We start from the raw sequence: 13704 nt of genomic DNA, 5'->3' as shown, positions 1-13704 counted from the left end.
GCGGCCGGCCGTAATACGCGCGGGCCGCTAGTATCCCAGCATGGAACCCGTCTGGTAAATAACCAGGGCGATTACCCATGCCAAGGCGGTGGAATAGGTGAAACTGAAGGCGGTCCATTTCCACGAGTTGGTTTCCCGGCGCAGCACCGCCAGCGCCGCCAGGCAGGGCGAATAGATCAGCGTGAAGACCATCAGCGCATAAGCCACCAACGGGCTGAAGGCAGGGTCGGCGGCCAGCGCTTCCTGCAGGGACGACGAATCGTCCTCCACCTCACCCACGCTGTAAATTGTGCCAAGCGTGCTGACCAACACCTCTTTGGCGGCCATCGCCGATATCAGCCCGACGCCGATTTTCCAGTCGAACCCCAGCGGGGCGATGACCGGATCGATCGCCTTTCCGAGGCGTCCGGCGTAGCTTCCGGCCAGCTTCTCGCCGGCCTGTTCCTTGTTGAGCTTGTCGGTATCGCCCTTTTTCTGCTGTTCCAGCTCAAAGTAACGCAGCGCGTACGGATAAATTTCGCTCCGGGTCTGTTCAAGCTGGGCCAGTTTGGCGGTTATCGCCGCTTCGGCGGCCGCCTTGTCGGCGTCCTCAGCCTGATGGTTCGCATGGAGAGCGGTGATCTCGCCGAGCAACGCCGCGAAAGCCGCGTTGTCCTCCGGTTTTTCGAGCTTGAGCGGCGCCAGCGCTTCAGCGGCTGCCTGGACGGAGAACTTCTCCTCGACCTGCGCCTTCGCTTGCTCGTAATCCTTACTGTACTTCACGTCGACGGGGTAGTTGGTCGCGAACCAAACGAGAATCGACGCCGCCAGAATCAGCGTACCGGCCTTTTTCAGGTACAGCACGCTCCGCTCCCACATATGGGTGAGAATACTGCGCAGCGTCGGCAGGTGATAGGGCGGCATCTCCATCATAAATGCTTCCGTGGCGCCGGGGAAAAGCAGCTTGCGGAAAACGAACGCCATCCCGACCGCCAGGGCGATGCCGACGAAATAGACCGAGAACAGGACGGTGCCGGCGATCTCTTTGGAGAAGAAAGCGGCGGTCAGCAGGGTGTAGACGGGCAGCCGCGCGCTGCAGCTCATCAGCGGCGCGACAAGGATGGTAACCATCCGGTCGCGGGGATTCTCCAGGGTGCGGGTACCCATGATCGCAGGCACGCTGCAGCCGAAGCCTACCAGGAGAGGGATGAACGACTTGCCGTGCAGGCCCACCGCCCGCATGACCCGGTCCATTACGAAAGCCGCTCGCGCCATGTAGCCCGTATCCTCCAGCAAAGCAATCCCCAAAAACAGGAGAATAACATTGGGGAGAAAGACCAGCACGCCACCAACGCCGCCGATTATACCGTCGACCGCCAGCGACTTCAGATCGCCGCCGGCCATGTACTGGCCGGCCATTTCGCCCAGCCATGCCACGCTGTCCTCGATCCAGCCCTGCGGATAGGCGCCGACGGTGAAAACAACGTTGAACAGCAGCCACATGACGCCGAAAAAGATCGGCAGCCCGAACACACGGTGGGTCAGGATATCGTCGATTTTGTCCGAAGCCGTCCTCGACAACTCTTGCCGGGAAACAGCCACTTCGCGATAGACTTCGCCGACGAACTGGTAGCGGCGCTCGGCGATGACAAGCTCGGGGTCATCGGCGAATACTGCCTTAAGGTCAGCCCTTGCGTTTTCAACTTTGGCGATAATCTCCTCCCCGCCCGGCATAAGGCCGATCGCCCGGTTGACATCCCGGTCGTTTTCCAGCAGCTTGATCGCCAGCCACCGCAGGGGATACTTTATCTCGGTCAGGGCTGCAAGAGCACCGGCCACCGCTTCGATCTTGGCCTCTATTTCCGGGCCGTAATACAGCGTAAACGGCTGCCGTTCGTTCTCCGCGGCGGCGTCGACCACCGTCTTGAGAAGATCGTCCGTGCCCCGGTTGCGGTTACCCACCGTGCGTACCACGGCAATGCCCAGTTTGCGGCTTAACAGCGCATCGTCGATCTTGAGGCCCATCTTCTCGGCCACATCCGTCATATTCAACGCCAGCACCACCGGCCGTTCAAGCTCCAGGAGCTGCACCGCCAGATAAAGATTGCGTTCCATGTTTGAAGCGTCGAGGATATTTACGATAATATCGGGCTTGTCATTGATAATGACGTTTCGCGCCACCAACTCATCCAGCGAGTGGGCCGTCAGGCTATAAGTGCCGGGCAGATCCACGAGCAGCAGGTCCTTGCCGTCAAACCGGCGTAAACCCTCCCGCCTCTCCACCGTCACACCGGGGTAATTGCCCACATGCTGGCGCGCACCGGTGATATTGTTAAATATAGTGGTCTTGCCGGAGTTGGGGTTGCCCGCCAAAGCCACCGTCAAATTTTCCGTCGCCATTATTCAGCCTCCTAAACAATATATAAGCGCCACTAACTTATAAGTGCCAAGCCGCCTGTCAATCGGTCCGCACTTCTATCAGGGCGGCCTCCGCCTTGCGCAGGGAAAGATTGAAGTTTTTCACCTTGATCTCCATCGGGTCGCCCAGCGGGGCGAACTTCTGAACCTGGACCGTGGTACCGGCGACAAGCCCCATATCCACGATCCGCCGCTTCACCGGCCCGCTTCCCTGCACCTTCGTCACCACGCCCCTCTCCCCGGGGCTCAATTGGTTAAGAGTCCGATTCATAGTAACCTCCTTTGTTTTTTTGATACTGATATTCATTATCATTTACATGGTTAAATAAAAATCCTTTCCTCAAGGATGATGCGTCTTTATTCTTGGCTCCGGACGCCTCCCCGGTCTGGAGAGGCCGTCCACCAGCCCTATCACACGCACGCGCGGCAAACACCGCAGCTCCGGCCGGGAATACGACACCGTGAACGCGTGTCCTACAGGCAGCCTTTTTCGCAAACTCCCGGTCTCGCTTCCGCCAGGTCGCTTGCCGGGCGATATTTACCACAGCAAATAAACAGCGAGTGATCGCCTCCCATCATGTTCGCCGAATATTACTTCTTACGCGATATAGTGATATTGATTATCATTATCATTTATATTATATACATGCACGCTTCCCCCTGTCAATGATTACTGCCAAAATAATACGCTTATTGCAATTACGATTCATAGTGTCTCCCTTTTAAACCGGTACAACCGCCGACAAAAAACCCGGCAACAAGTGCCGGGTTTGCGTCGTGATACCTTCCCATTTAATTGCCGGGAGCAAGGCCGGCGCCGGGCGGCTTATTTGACCCCGCGCATGATACCGTAAGCTTCGCCCATATAGATATGCTTATACGAATCGGCGTCAAGCGCGGGCGCGGTAAACTCGAAGCCCGCCTGCGGCTGGAAGATCATCACGATATCCGAGCCGCCAAACAAAAAGTACCCGAGCGGATCGCCTTTTTTGACCTTTGCGCCGACCCGGACATTTTCTTCAAAGTTCACCGACGAAACCTGCGACATACCGATAGGCAACACAGCCACCAACCCGTAGTTATCCGTGTCGATGACAACGCAGGCCCGGGTTTCGATCGACTGCCAGCCGGGAATTTGATCTTCCAGCACATACTTGCGTAGCTTTTCGTTCCAGACGGTGATACCGCCCGCCGCGTCATCGGCCAGAATGGTGCGGACCTCTTTGACCGTTCCGCTTACCGGGAAATGATAACGGTGATAGTCGTTTACATCCAGGAAAGTGTGCGTCAAAACGCCATTGGCGAACTCGCCGGCATAAGCGCTGTCCCTTCCCAGAATATCGGCTACGGAATTGAAATTGGCCGATTTCAGCCGCACGCCTTGCTGCTGCACAATCCGTGAGTTCCTGTCAATTTTCCATACTCCCTGCGGCGTGGAATCCGCCGGCGAAACAACGACAGCCTCATTCATAGCCGCGGCGATGGGACGGACCGCCGGCGAGCTTAACCGGCGGGCAAAGAATTCATTGAAGGTTGACCATTTTTCCGGGCTTTCATACCAGCCTTTGTTCATCCCGAATCTTTCATCGGCACAAACTTTTTTATACAACTCTTCATTCCAGGAAGCTTTCGTACTCAGATATTCGCCCCAATGTTTCGTGAAGATTATCATCCAGGAGCGGAATGGCTCCACATATTGAAGCGAGTTGTAGTAATAACCCTTCCCTCTGAGTTCGTCCAACGGCTGGTCGATAAGAAAATAAAAGTAGTCCAGGCTCTGGTCGATACTCTCGTACACTTTGGGGTAACGCTCCGCGGCGGGCAGGATATTGAACGGCATGGCCGTTGCCGCCCAATCGATGTAATCGTAGTATTCCTCCAAAGTCTGGGCCGGGTTGGTCTCCTTGTCGGGATTAATCCGCCTTGCCTGTTCGATCGATTGGATAAGCATGCGTTTAATGTCCGCATTGTGTTCGACGATCGATATCAGCGCTTCTGTATCGGGAGCATGTTTTTTGACGGTCTCGGCGGCTTCCCCGTTTTTGATGCCGGCGAAAAATGCAACCGTAAATATTGTTAAGGCGACGATAAAAATTGAAGTGGCGTTAAAGCGTTTTTTTGGCATAAAAGCCCCTCCTTCAACTGTAATATAAAACAACGGATTTATTTCGACCCTTCATTTGGCAACACCTGTCACCGCCGGCGGGAAACGGCAAAAAAGGTAAAATAACAACCCGTGAGTGACACGGGTTGTTATTTTACCGACCGCCATCCAGCCCAAGACAGGCCCCGGCAGTAGCCGCCCTCGACGATCAAAATACCGCAAGCCCGGCTTACGCAATTATTTCTCTGCTCGGTGGCAAAACAAAAACCCCGGCCATATTATACATCGAGTGTTAGCTGCCGCTAATTATGTTGGCGGAAACTAACGCCATATTTATCGATCACTGTTAGCTGAGGCTAATTCACAGGAGGAAGATGCCATGAACAGTCCAGCACGGCTTTCACTCGCCGATTTGCCGGTCGGCTCCGCCTGCCGGGTCAACTCCGTCGAGCTGGCGGGCCTGCTCAAAAGAAGAATTCTCGACCTCGGCATCATCCCGGGCACGGTCGTGGAGTGCATTCGCAAGAGTCCCGCCGGCGACCCCACCGCCTACGGGGTGCGGGGGGCGACGATCGCCCTCCGCCATGACGACGCCAGTCGGATCAAGATTTCTTTAATATAGCGGTTTGGGAGGTTTTAGCATGCAGAAACAGGATGTCTCCCGGCGGGTGCTCAGGGAGCATTTCGGAATCGTCGCGGCGCCGGAACAACATGTGATCGCTCTCGCCGGCAACCCCAATGTCGGAAAAAGCACGGTATTCAACGCCCTTACCGGGCTTCGCCAGCACACCGGCAACTGGCCCGGCAAAACGGTGGATAACGCCCAGGGCACTTTCACCTTCCGCGACAGATCCTTCCTGATGGTGGATCTGCCGGGCACCTATTCCATCCTCGCCAACACGGTCGAGGAGCAAGTCGCCAGAGACTTCATCTGTTTCGGCCGCCCGGATGTTACCCTGGTCGTCCTCGACGCCACTTGCCTGGAGCGCAACCTGAACCTGGCCCTCCAGGTCATGGAAATCACCCCTGAGGTGGTCGTGTGCGTCAATCTCATGGATGAAGCCCGCAAAAAAAACATCACCGTCAACATCGATTTACTGAAAAAAGAGCTCGGCGTGCCGGTGGTGGCTACCGCCGCCCGCAACGGCGCCGGCCTGGGCGAACTAAAGGAAACCATGTATCAGATGGCGGCAGGGATGCTCGAAATATACCCGCGCCATATAGTCTATTCGGACCAGGTGGAGAACGCGGTCGCGAAATTGCTGCCCAGCATCCAGCGCCTGGTAGGCAACAGGCTGAACCCCCGCTGGGTGGCGCTCCGCCTTCTGGACGGCGACCGGACGTTCATCGAAACCATCGGTCTGCACCTGGACTTATTGCCCGCGACGCCCGCAGGCGGCGAAAGGATACAGGAGGTGGCGATGTGAGCGCCGCCATCAAGCCCATCAGCCCCCTGGCCGAAGCGTGCGCCGAGGCGGAGTCAATCCGCCTCGACAGCGGCGGCAGCCTCGGCGATGCCATCGTCGCCGACATTTACGCCAACGCGGAAACCATCGCCCGCCGGGCGGTCAAAAATGATGCCAAACACACAAAAGGCTGGGACGCGAAACTGGACGACATCCTTACCTCCCGCCTGCTCGGCTATCCCATCATGCTCGTGCTGCTGAGCGTTGTCTTCTGGATAACCGTTGAAGGAGCCAACCTCCCTTCGGAAATGATCGCCTCTGTTCTGTTCGGGTTCCAGGATCAACTCACCGAGTGGTTCCAGGTCTGGGGCGCGCCCGCCTGGCTTCACGGCGTACTGGTGCTCGGTTTGTACCGCGCTCTGGCCTGGGTGGTGTCGGTGATGCTGCCGCCCATGGCGATCTTCTTCCCCCTATTCACACTGCTCGAAGACCTGGGCTATTTGCCGCGGGTGGCTTTCAACCTCGACAGTCTGTTCAAAAAATGCAAGGCTTGCGGCAAACAGGCCCTGACGATGTGCATGGGCTTCGGCTGCAACGCCGCGGGGGTCGTATCCTGCCGGATCATCGACTCGCCCCGCGAGCGGCTGATCGCCATCGTCACCAACAACTTCGTGCCGTGCAACGGCCGTTTTCCCACCCTCATCGCCGTCGCCACCATCTTCATGGGGGGAGCGGCGGCCGCCGGGTCCGAAACACTGATCGCCTCCGGCGTCATCACCGCACTGGTACTGATCGGGGTTGCCGTAACCTTCGCCGCATCCTGGGCGCTTTCGCACACCGTCCTGAAGGGCGAGCCGTCCGCCCTGGTGCTCGAGCTTCCGCCCTACCGCAAACCCCAGTTCGGCGCCGTCATCTACCGGTCGATGATCGACCGCACCCTGTTCGTGCTGAAACGGGCTGTCTTCATGGCCGCGCCCGCCGGTGCAATCACCTGGATCCTGGGCAACGCCTACATAGGAGGCATGAGCGTCATCGGCCACCTGGCAAGCTGGCTGCACCCCCTGGGGCATGCCATCGGACTTGACGGCTTCATCCTCCTGGCTTTCATCCTCGGCCTGCCGGCCAACGAGATCGTCGTGCCCATCCTCCTGATGAGCTATCTATCCTCCGGGTTCATGGTGGAATTCGAAAGCCTGGAACAGCTTCGCGCCATCCTCGTCAACAACGGCTGGACCTGGCTCACCGCAGTCTGCACGATGCTTTTCTGCCTGCTGCACTGGCCCTGCACCACGACCCTGCTGTCCGCTTACAAAGAATCGGGCAGCATCAAATGGACCTTCGCCGCCTTCGCCATTCCCACCGTCATCGCCTTCGCCGTCTGCTTCGTCGTGGCGCAGACAGCTCGCGGTCTTGGCCTTGCCTGATAAGCTTTCTCCCCGCAGGGAATTCCGCGGCAATACTGCCACAGCCGCCACTGTGGCTGTCCATAACCCCGTTTCCACTCGCACAAAACCGTTTAATCAAAGTGAAACAACCGGGGCAGCCCCGGTTGTTTCACTTTTTCTTATCATGCTTATTGGCGTAATCCACGAAAGACTGATAGACCTCAGGTTCATCCCGCATAAAGGCCATCATCACCTGGATGGACTCGATCGTCTCCCGCGACAGGTAATGCTCCATCGCTTCCGCCTCGGCAGCCACATCGCACGGGGTGCGCAGCAGCATGAGAAAATCCTGCAGCACCTGGTTTCTTTTAACCAGATAGCTGCCCATTTGCCTGCCCTTATCCGTCAAGCCGATATACCCGTATTTCTGGTACGATATGTACCCCCTGGCCCGCAACTTGCCCAAGGCCTTGGAGACGGACGGCAGCGCAAAATTCAGCTTGTGGCTGATATCGGACACCCTTACCACTTCTTGGGTTATCGAAAACCTATATACTTCCTCCAGATAATCCTCAAGGCTGGGCGACAACACCCGGCTCCCCCCCCTTAACCACCGGCAACCAAGCCGCAAAAATATTTGGGAACCATTATCATCAATTCTTGCTCTATATTATGCGTCAGTTGTCTCTCCCGTCACTTTGGAGGGCTTCCGCAGGGTTGGCGCCTTAGCCGCCCTGGTCGGCATCCTCTATCAACATCTTTTTTATATTCTATATGAAGCTTACCCTCGACATATGCATCCCGAACCCCTGGAGCCCGTCTGTATACCGGAGCCGGCGGAGGCGGAATTTTGGCCAGCTCCTAGTTGCTCTTGCGCACCGCTACTCCCGCACTAAAACAAACTAAAACTAATATAACCTAATATAATTGTATGATTTTATTGTTTTTTATTGATTTATGTTTGTCCATATATTATCATAAAATATAATTAATGGCTTCCAGAAATACCGGAAATAGTTTAATTCTTGGAGGGGGAAGATCATTGTTTAAGGCACTCATCCGTTTAGGGGTCATTCTCGGCTGTTTTTTCCTTTTGGTTCCTGCGTCCGGCCTGATGAAGGCGCTCGCGGCCGAGCCGGCAGCCACCACACTGGACGAGGTGGTGGTCACGGCGGTACCGCTGGAAAAGTACCTGGTCACCACAAGCGTAATCACCGCCGAAGAAATCGCCGCCAAGGGAGCCCGCACCCTCGCGGACGCGCTCGAAGACGTTCCCGGCCTGAACTTTTACCAGCACAAAAAAAACGCCATGCAGGTCGACATCCGCGGCAGCAGCCTGTCCTACACCAAAATCTATATTGACGGCCTGCTGGTCAACCCGCTGTCCAAGGTCGGCGGCTCCGGCTCGATAGACCTGAACATGTTCCCGGTCGAAAACATCGCCAAAATCGAAATCATCAAAGGGCCGGCGCCGGTCATCTACGGCACCGACGCCATCGGCGGCATCATCCTTATCACCACGAAAAGCGGCAAAGACAACCCTGGCGGCAAAATTTCGCTTGTCGGCGGCTCGTTCAAAACATTCAACGGCTCGCTTGGCTACGGCGGCGGCGACGCCAAGTTCAACTACTACTTCAACGCCGGCTCGACCAACACCAACGGCTACCTCGACAGCGGCGCGCGAAGCAAGTATCTGAACGCAAAACTGAACTGGAAGTTGCCGGACGGAGCTGCACTGTCGTTTATGGGCAGCTACTCGCTCACCGACAAAGACTGCCTGAACGCCATCGACCCGGTCGACGGCCACGTCGTTTCCTCGAAAACCGGCTTTTGGTCCGGGCTCAACAACTGGGAATTCCGCAATTGGGAACGGACCAGTCTGGCGCTGGACTACGGCAAGAAACTCAACGACAAACTCGACGTCGACATAAAAGCCTACCGTTTTACCGAAAGCCAGGAGCTTTGGGCTGACGGCGGCGGCTACGACCGGGCCGTGGCGACCCCGAACGGCAGCGGCATCGTAAACGGCAACAGCAAAGACGTCGGCTACAGCACCCTCCGGTGGAACAAGAGCCCCTGGGAATGCACCATGAACGGCCTGGAAATGCAGAGCAACTGGAAGCTGGACATCAAGCACACACTGACCTTCGGCACGCTTTACAACGACCTCGACTGGAAAAACTCGGCCTCCGTCGACCCGGTCAACGACCCCTACAACCCCGACAAGCTGAAGTGGAAACTGTTCAACAACAAACGCTACGGCTACTATCTGCAGGACAACTTTTCCCTAAGCGCCAAGACGATGCTCACCTTCGGCGTCAGATACGACGTCAACGAAGTGAAGAGCCAGGACAGCGGAACGAAAAAAGGGTCGGCGTACAGCCCGGTTGTCAACTTGGTGTACCAGTTTAACAGTCGGGATACCGCCCGCGCCTCCTACGGCAGAACCCTCAGCTTTCCCACCGCCACCCAACTTTACGGCTCCTATGGCTCGGCCGATCTGAAACCGGAAAGGTCCACCAACTACGAGCTGGGCTTCAAAAGGGTCTTCGACAAAAAAACGACGGCTGACATCGCCTTTTTCCAGAACGACATCACCGACCGCATCGATACCGACGCGAACAGATACTACTACAACGCCACCTGGGCCAAAATCAGGGGCATCGAGCTGGAGGTCACGAAAAAGCACACCGACCGGTGGAGCAGCTTCGTCAACTACACCTATCTTGACACCTCCTCCCAAAAGACCGACGGCACAGTCACCGACCTGACCTACGCGCCGCGGCACCACATCAACTACGGCCTGGCCTACAAAGCCGACAAAGGCTACACCTTCAGCCTCACCGGCCATTGGGTGGACAAGCGTTACACCGGTGACACCGGCACCACCAAAGACACGCGGACCGGGTCTTACATATACGGTTACCTGCCCGCCTACAACACGGTGGATCTCAAAATCAGCCGCCAGGTGAACGACAAGCTGGACTGGTACGTCAAAGTCTACAATATCTTCGACCGCAATTACTCCAACGCCCTGTTTTACCCCGCCGCCGGCCGCACCTTCATCACCGGCATAAACTGCAAAATCTGAACAAGCTCGCTGGCCAACCGCCAGCCGAGGGTAAAAGAAGATGAGAACACAACGCCACATCTGGTTTGTCCTGCTCGTCGCCCTATCGCTCGCCCTCGCCGGCTGCGGCCAAGAGCAGGCCATGCCGGCGCCAGTCACCAAACCCGGCGACCGCATTGTCACGGACATGGCCGGGCGCGATGTCGCGCTGCCGGCCAAAGTCAAAAAAGTATACGCCGTGTCGCCGGTGGAAACGGTGCTCCTCTATACCCTGGCCCCCGACCTGCAGGCCGGCTGGAGCTATCACATGGCCGGCAGGGAAAACCTGTTCATCCTGCCCGAGTATCGCGACCTGCCTGTCCTGGGGGCCTGGACGGCTTTCAGCGGCACCGCCAGCGTCGAAGAAATCCTCAAGATCAAGCCCGACCTCATCCTGCTGGCCAAACCGATCGGACCGGCGGCACGGACCCTGGCCGACGAAATTCACCAGCTTACCAAGCTGCCGGTTTTCGTCGTCGACGGGTCGCTGACCGGCATGGAGCAAGCCTACCTTTACGCCGGCCGGGCGCTGGGCCGCGAGGACCGCGCCGCCCGGCTGGCCGCCTACTGCCGCGAGACGCTCGCCATGGTCCGGGACAAAAAACCGCTGCTGGCCGGCCGCAAACCGGTGACCGTCTATTACGCCGAAGGGGCGAAAGGGCTGGAAACCGAGCCGAGCGGCTCCTGGCACGCCGAAATCATCGAATATGTCGGCGGCGTCAACGTGGCCGGCGTCGACGTCCCCAAAGGCGGAAACATCGGCCGCAGCCCGGTTTCCCTGGAGCAGCTTCTGTTATGGGACCCCGAGCTCATCCTGATCTCCTACTTCCACGACAGCGAAAACAGCAGTTTCCCGCAAATCATGGGCGCCGCCGGCTGGCGCGACATCCGCGCCGTGCAGAGTCGGCGGGTCTACGAAATTCCCCACTACCCGTTCAACTGGTTCGACCGCCCGCCATCGGTCAACAGGCTCATCGGCATCAAATGGGTGGCCAATTTGCTCTACCCCGACGTATACCCGCTGGACCTGCGGGCCGAAGTCAAGAAGTTTTACGCGCTGTTCTACCACTACCAGCTTTCCGAAGAGGAAACGGACCGGTTGCTGCGCCGCTCGCAGCGCTAAACCGCCTGCCCTTCAGGACTAAAAGGAGTGAGCTTGTGAACTGCAATTTCTGCGAGCGGCGCTGCGACCTAAGCGATGGCAAGTTGGGCGTCTGCCGCATGTACCGCCAGGAGGACGGCGCCGTCCGCGAACGGTTTCCCCTGCGCTGGAGCACCTATATGCTGTCGCGGATCGAGTCCCTGCCGTTTTACCACGCCTACCCCGGCAGCCGCAGCATGACCATCGGCACCTTGGGCTGCAACTTCGACTGCCGCTACTGCGCCAACGGTTTTGTCGCCAAAAGCGACCCTGAAAGCCTGCTCGACGACCTGTACGAATTCACGCCCCGCGAGCTGGTGGCGATGGCCGTCAAACGCGGCTGCCATAACATCGTCTTCAACGTCAACGAGCCGACCGTCTCGCTCCTCTCCCTCCAGCAACTGGCCAAAGCGGCAGCCGCGGCGGAAATGCCGATGGGCTGCCTCACCAACGCCTACATGACCGAAGAAGCAACCCATCTGATGGCCGGAATTTTCTCCTTCATGAACATCAGCCTTAAGGGGCTGTCAGCCGAATTTTGCCGGGAGTACCTCGGCATAGCCGACGCCGGGCCGGTGCTGCGCAACATCCGGAATCTGGCGGCGACCACCCACCTGGAAATCACCACCCCGGTAATTCAGTCGGTCAACGACGGCGACATCGACCGAATCGCCGAATTCATCGCCAGCGTCGACCCGAAAATCCCCTGGCACGTGTTCCGCCTGCTGCCCGAGCACAAAATGAAGGATGCCGACTACCCCAACGTCGCCGCCATCGACAAAGCTTTGGAGAAAAGCCGCCGGCTGCTGCCGTACGTGTATTTCCACAACTTCGTCGGCTCCGACTGGGTCAACACCCTTTGCCCGCACTGCAAAACACCGGTAATCGAGCGCTTCAGCCTGGGCTGCGGCGGCGACCGGCTCAGCCGCTATCACTGCCTCGGCGACAAATGCCCGGCCTGCGGCGGCGCTATCAACATCCATGGCCGACGGACCTACTGGAACTCCGGGGAGGGAACGGCATGAGCCTGGCAATTATCGACGGCCGGGAATGGCAAAGCGCGCGCGATTTGCGGACCGGCGAAAAAGCACCCGCCGACAGCCCCTGCTCTCGCATGGTCAGCGACGTCCTCCGCAGCCACCCCTTCCCCGGCGACATCGACGCCAGGGGCAACAAGTGGGTGACCGACACCGCCCTGGACCTCGCCGGGCGTTACGACCCCCATCTGGCCTTTCTCGTCTACGCCCAGCAATATTACGCCTTACGCTTCGACGCGCCCCCGCCGGACGAACGGGCCGCATTGATCGCCGCCGCCTTTGAAGAGGCGCGGCGCTTCGCCAAAGAAGGCGGCTTTTTTCCGGTGATAGTCGGCACGGGAGACATGATTCCCGTCGCCGCCTATATCGACCTCAGCCATCTGGACGGACTGGCGGTCGTCACCCACTGGCTGACCCGCTATGCCGGCCTGTACGGGCCAAGCGAAAAAGATATGGCCTACCTCCGCAGCCTGCCGGAGATCGAACGGATAGTCGACAGGCGTGATTATATGGCCCTGTTCGCAGGCACGCCTGCCGAGGACGGGCGCCTGCCCGACTATCTCGCGGTATCTAAGGAGGGCTGCTGTTTCCGGTCGACGCTCTTGCGGCAGGCGCGGATGGTCGCGGCCGCCAACGAATTCCTCCCGGTCGCCAACCTGGAAGCGGCCGACGCGTTGACCGATATCAGCGCCGGCGTACTCGAGCTTCTCAAGACCAGGAAAGTGGCTCTCATCCTGATGGAGGGAGTCGGCCTGCGCGACTTTCCCCTTCCGGCGCGCCGCTGCCGCAACGGCCCAGACTGGTTCAACTACGAGCCATGCGAATGCCAGCACCTCACTGTCAGCACCGGCCGGCACCAGGCCCTCGCCTACCCCGCCGGCTACCGCTCCTACCTTGAGGACGACGAAAACAAGGAGTATCCCCTTTCCGGCTATTTCACCTCCATCCCCGCCGGTACCGTCGGCACCCTTACCAATGCCCGCAGCATAGCGGTCGGCAACCGGAGCATGTTCATGCACACCGTGACGGGAGCAGATATCGCCATCGAATGTTTCGCCCGCAACTTGGCCAATCAGGGCTGCATGGCGGTAATCCACCGTCAGGACAAATACCGCCATTGCTGAT

General features: G+C 58.3%; 11 protein-coding genes. 7 read left to right on the top strand and 4 right to left on the bottom strand.

What is annotated here, in order from left to right; translation table 11 throughout:
* Window positions 1-27: 27 nt before the first annotated feature.
* The 3 genes from feoB to Q4T40_00750 form a co-directional block, all read right to left on the bottom strand.
* Window positions 28-2379, bottom strand: coding sequence for a ferrous iron transport protein B (feoB, locus tag Q4T40_00760; protein ID MDT8899778.1), 2352 nt, complete (start codon window positions 2377-2379; stop codon window positions 28-30).
* A 58-nt stretch (window positions 2380-2437) separates the two neighbouring features.
* The gene (locus Q4T40_00755; protein ID MDT8899777.1) at window positions 2438-2668 is read right to left on the bottom strand and encodes a ferrous iron transport protein A; all 231 of its coding nucleotides are present in this window, start codon (window positions 2666-2668) and stop codon (window positions 2438-2440) included.
* Window positions 2669-3223: 555 nt separating this feature from the next.
* On the bottom strand, window positions 3224-4522 hold the full coding sequence (locus Q4T40_00750; protein MDT8899776.1) for a phosphatidylserine decarboxylase: 1299 nt from the start codon (window positions 4520-4522) through the stop codon (window positions 3224-3226).
* Between the two features lie 358 nt (window positions 4523-4880).
* On the opposite strand from Q4T40_00750, the gene Q4T40_00745 reads away from it, so the two are divergent.
* The 3 genes from Q4T40_00745 to Q4T40_00735 are packed head-to-tail and all read left to right on the top strand — an operon-like array spanning window position 4881 to window position 7331.
* A complete protein-coding gene (locus tag Q4T40_00745) occupies window positions 4881-5123 on the top strand; it encodes a FeoA family protein (GenBank protein MDT8899775.1) in 243 nt (80 codons plus the stop codon).
* Between the two features lie 19 nt (window positions 5124-5142).
* Complete coding sequence (locus Q4T40_00740; protein MDT8899774.1) at window positions 5143-5928, top strand: FeoB small GTPase domain-containing protein; 786 nt, start codon at window positions 5143-5145, stop codon at window positions 5926-5928.
* Window positions 5925-7331, top strand: coding sequence for a nucleoside recognition domain-containing protein (locus Q4T40_00735; GenBank protein ID MDT8899773.1), 1407 nt, complete (start codon window positions 5925-5927; stop codon window positions 7329-7331). Before Q4T40_00740 ends, Q4T40_00735 begins: the two co-directional genes overlap by 4 nt.
* Window positions 7332-7461: 130 nt before the next feature.
* Here Q4T40_00735 and Q4T40_00730 read toward each other — a convergent pair whose 3' ends face one another.
* The gene (locus Q4T40_00730; protein ID MDT8899772.1) at window positions 7462-7884 is read right to left on the bottom strand and encodes a metal-dependent transcriptional regulator; all 423 of its coding nucleotides are present in this window, start codon (window positions 7882-7884) and stop codon (window positions 7462-7464) included.
* Between the two features lie 450 nt (window positions 7885-8334).
* Here Q4T40_00730 and Q4T40_00725 point away from each other — a divergent pair, with 450 nt between their 5' ends.
* The 4 genes from Q4T40_00725 to Q4T40_00710 are packed head-to-tail and all read left to right on the top strand — an operon-like array spanning window position 8335 to window position 13703.
* Window positions 8335-10383 carry a TonB-dependent receptor gene (locus Q4T40_00725; protein MDT8899771.1) on the top strand — a complete coding sequence of 683 codons (2049 nt, stop codon included), beginning with the start codon at window positions 8335-8337 and terminating at the stop codon, window positions 10381-10383.
* Between the two features lie 40 nt (window positions 10384-10423).
* Window positions 10424-11524, top strand: a complete 1101-nt coding sequence (locus Q4T40_00720; GenBank protein MDT8899770.1) for an ABC transporter substrate-binding protein — start codon at window positions 10424-10426, stop codon at window positions 11522-11524.
* A gap of 35 nt (window positions 11525-11559) precedes the next feature.
* A complete protein-coding gene (locus Q4T40_00715; GenBank protein ID MDT8899769.1) occupies window positions 11560-12567 on the top strand; it encodes a radical SAM protein in 1008 nt (335 codons plus the stop codon).
* Window positions 12564-13703 (top strand): hypothetical protein, encoded by a 1140-nt coding sequence (locus tag Q4T40_00710; GenBank protein MDT8899768.1) that lies wholly within the window; start codon window positions 12564-12566, stop codon window positions 13701-13703. Before Q4T40_00715 ends, Q4T40_00710 begins: the two co-directional genes overlap by 4 nt.
* Window position 13704 lies beyond the last annotated feature (1 nt).

The sequence above is a fragment of the Selenomonadales bacterium 4137-cl genome (assembly GCA_032334055.1).
Lineage (GTDB): Bacteria > Bacillota > Negativicutes > Sporomusales > UBA7701 > Anaeroselena > Anaeroselena agilis.
Note: the sequence above shows the minus strand (reverse complement) of the source record. Positions and strands in the feature narration are given on the sequence as shown.

Coding starts and splice junctions, on each gene's coding strand:
- feoB (MDT8899778.1), bottom strand. CDS start 2,379: ATGGCGACGGAAAATTTGACGGTGGCTTTGGCGGGCAACCCCAACTCC.
- Q4T40_00755 (MDT8899777.1), bottom strand. CDS start 2,668: ATGAATCGGACTCTTAACCAATTGAGCCCCGGGGAGAGGGGCGTGGTG.
- Q4T40_00750 (MDT8899776.1), bottom strand. CDS start 4,522: ATGCCAAAAAAACGCTTTAACGCCACTTCAATTTTTATCGTCGCCTTA.
- Q4T40_00745 (MDT8899775.1), top strand. CDS start 4,881: ATGAACAGTCCAGCACGGCTTTCACTCGCCGATTTGCCGGTCGGCTCC.
- Q4T40_00740 (MDT8899774.1), top strand. CDS start 5,143: ATGCAGAAACAGGATGTCTCCCGGCGGGTGCTCAGGGAGCATTTCGGA.
- Q4T40_00720 (MDT8899770.1), top strand. CDS start 10,424: ATGAGAACACAACGCCACATCTGGTTTGTCCTGCTCGTCGCCCTATCG.
- Q4T40_00710 (MDT8899768.1), top strand. CDS start 12,564: ATGAGCCTGGCAATTATCGACGGCCGGGAATGGCAAAGCGCGCGCGAT.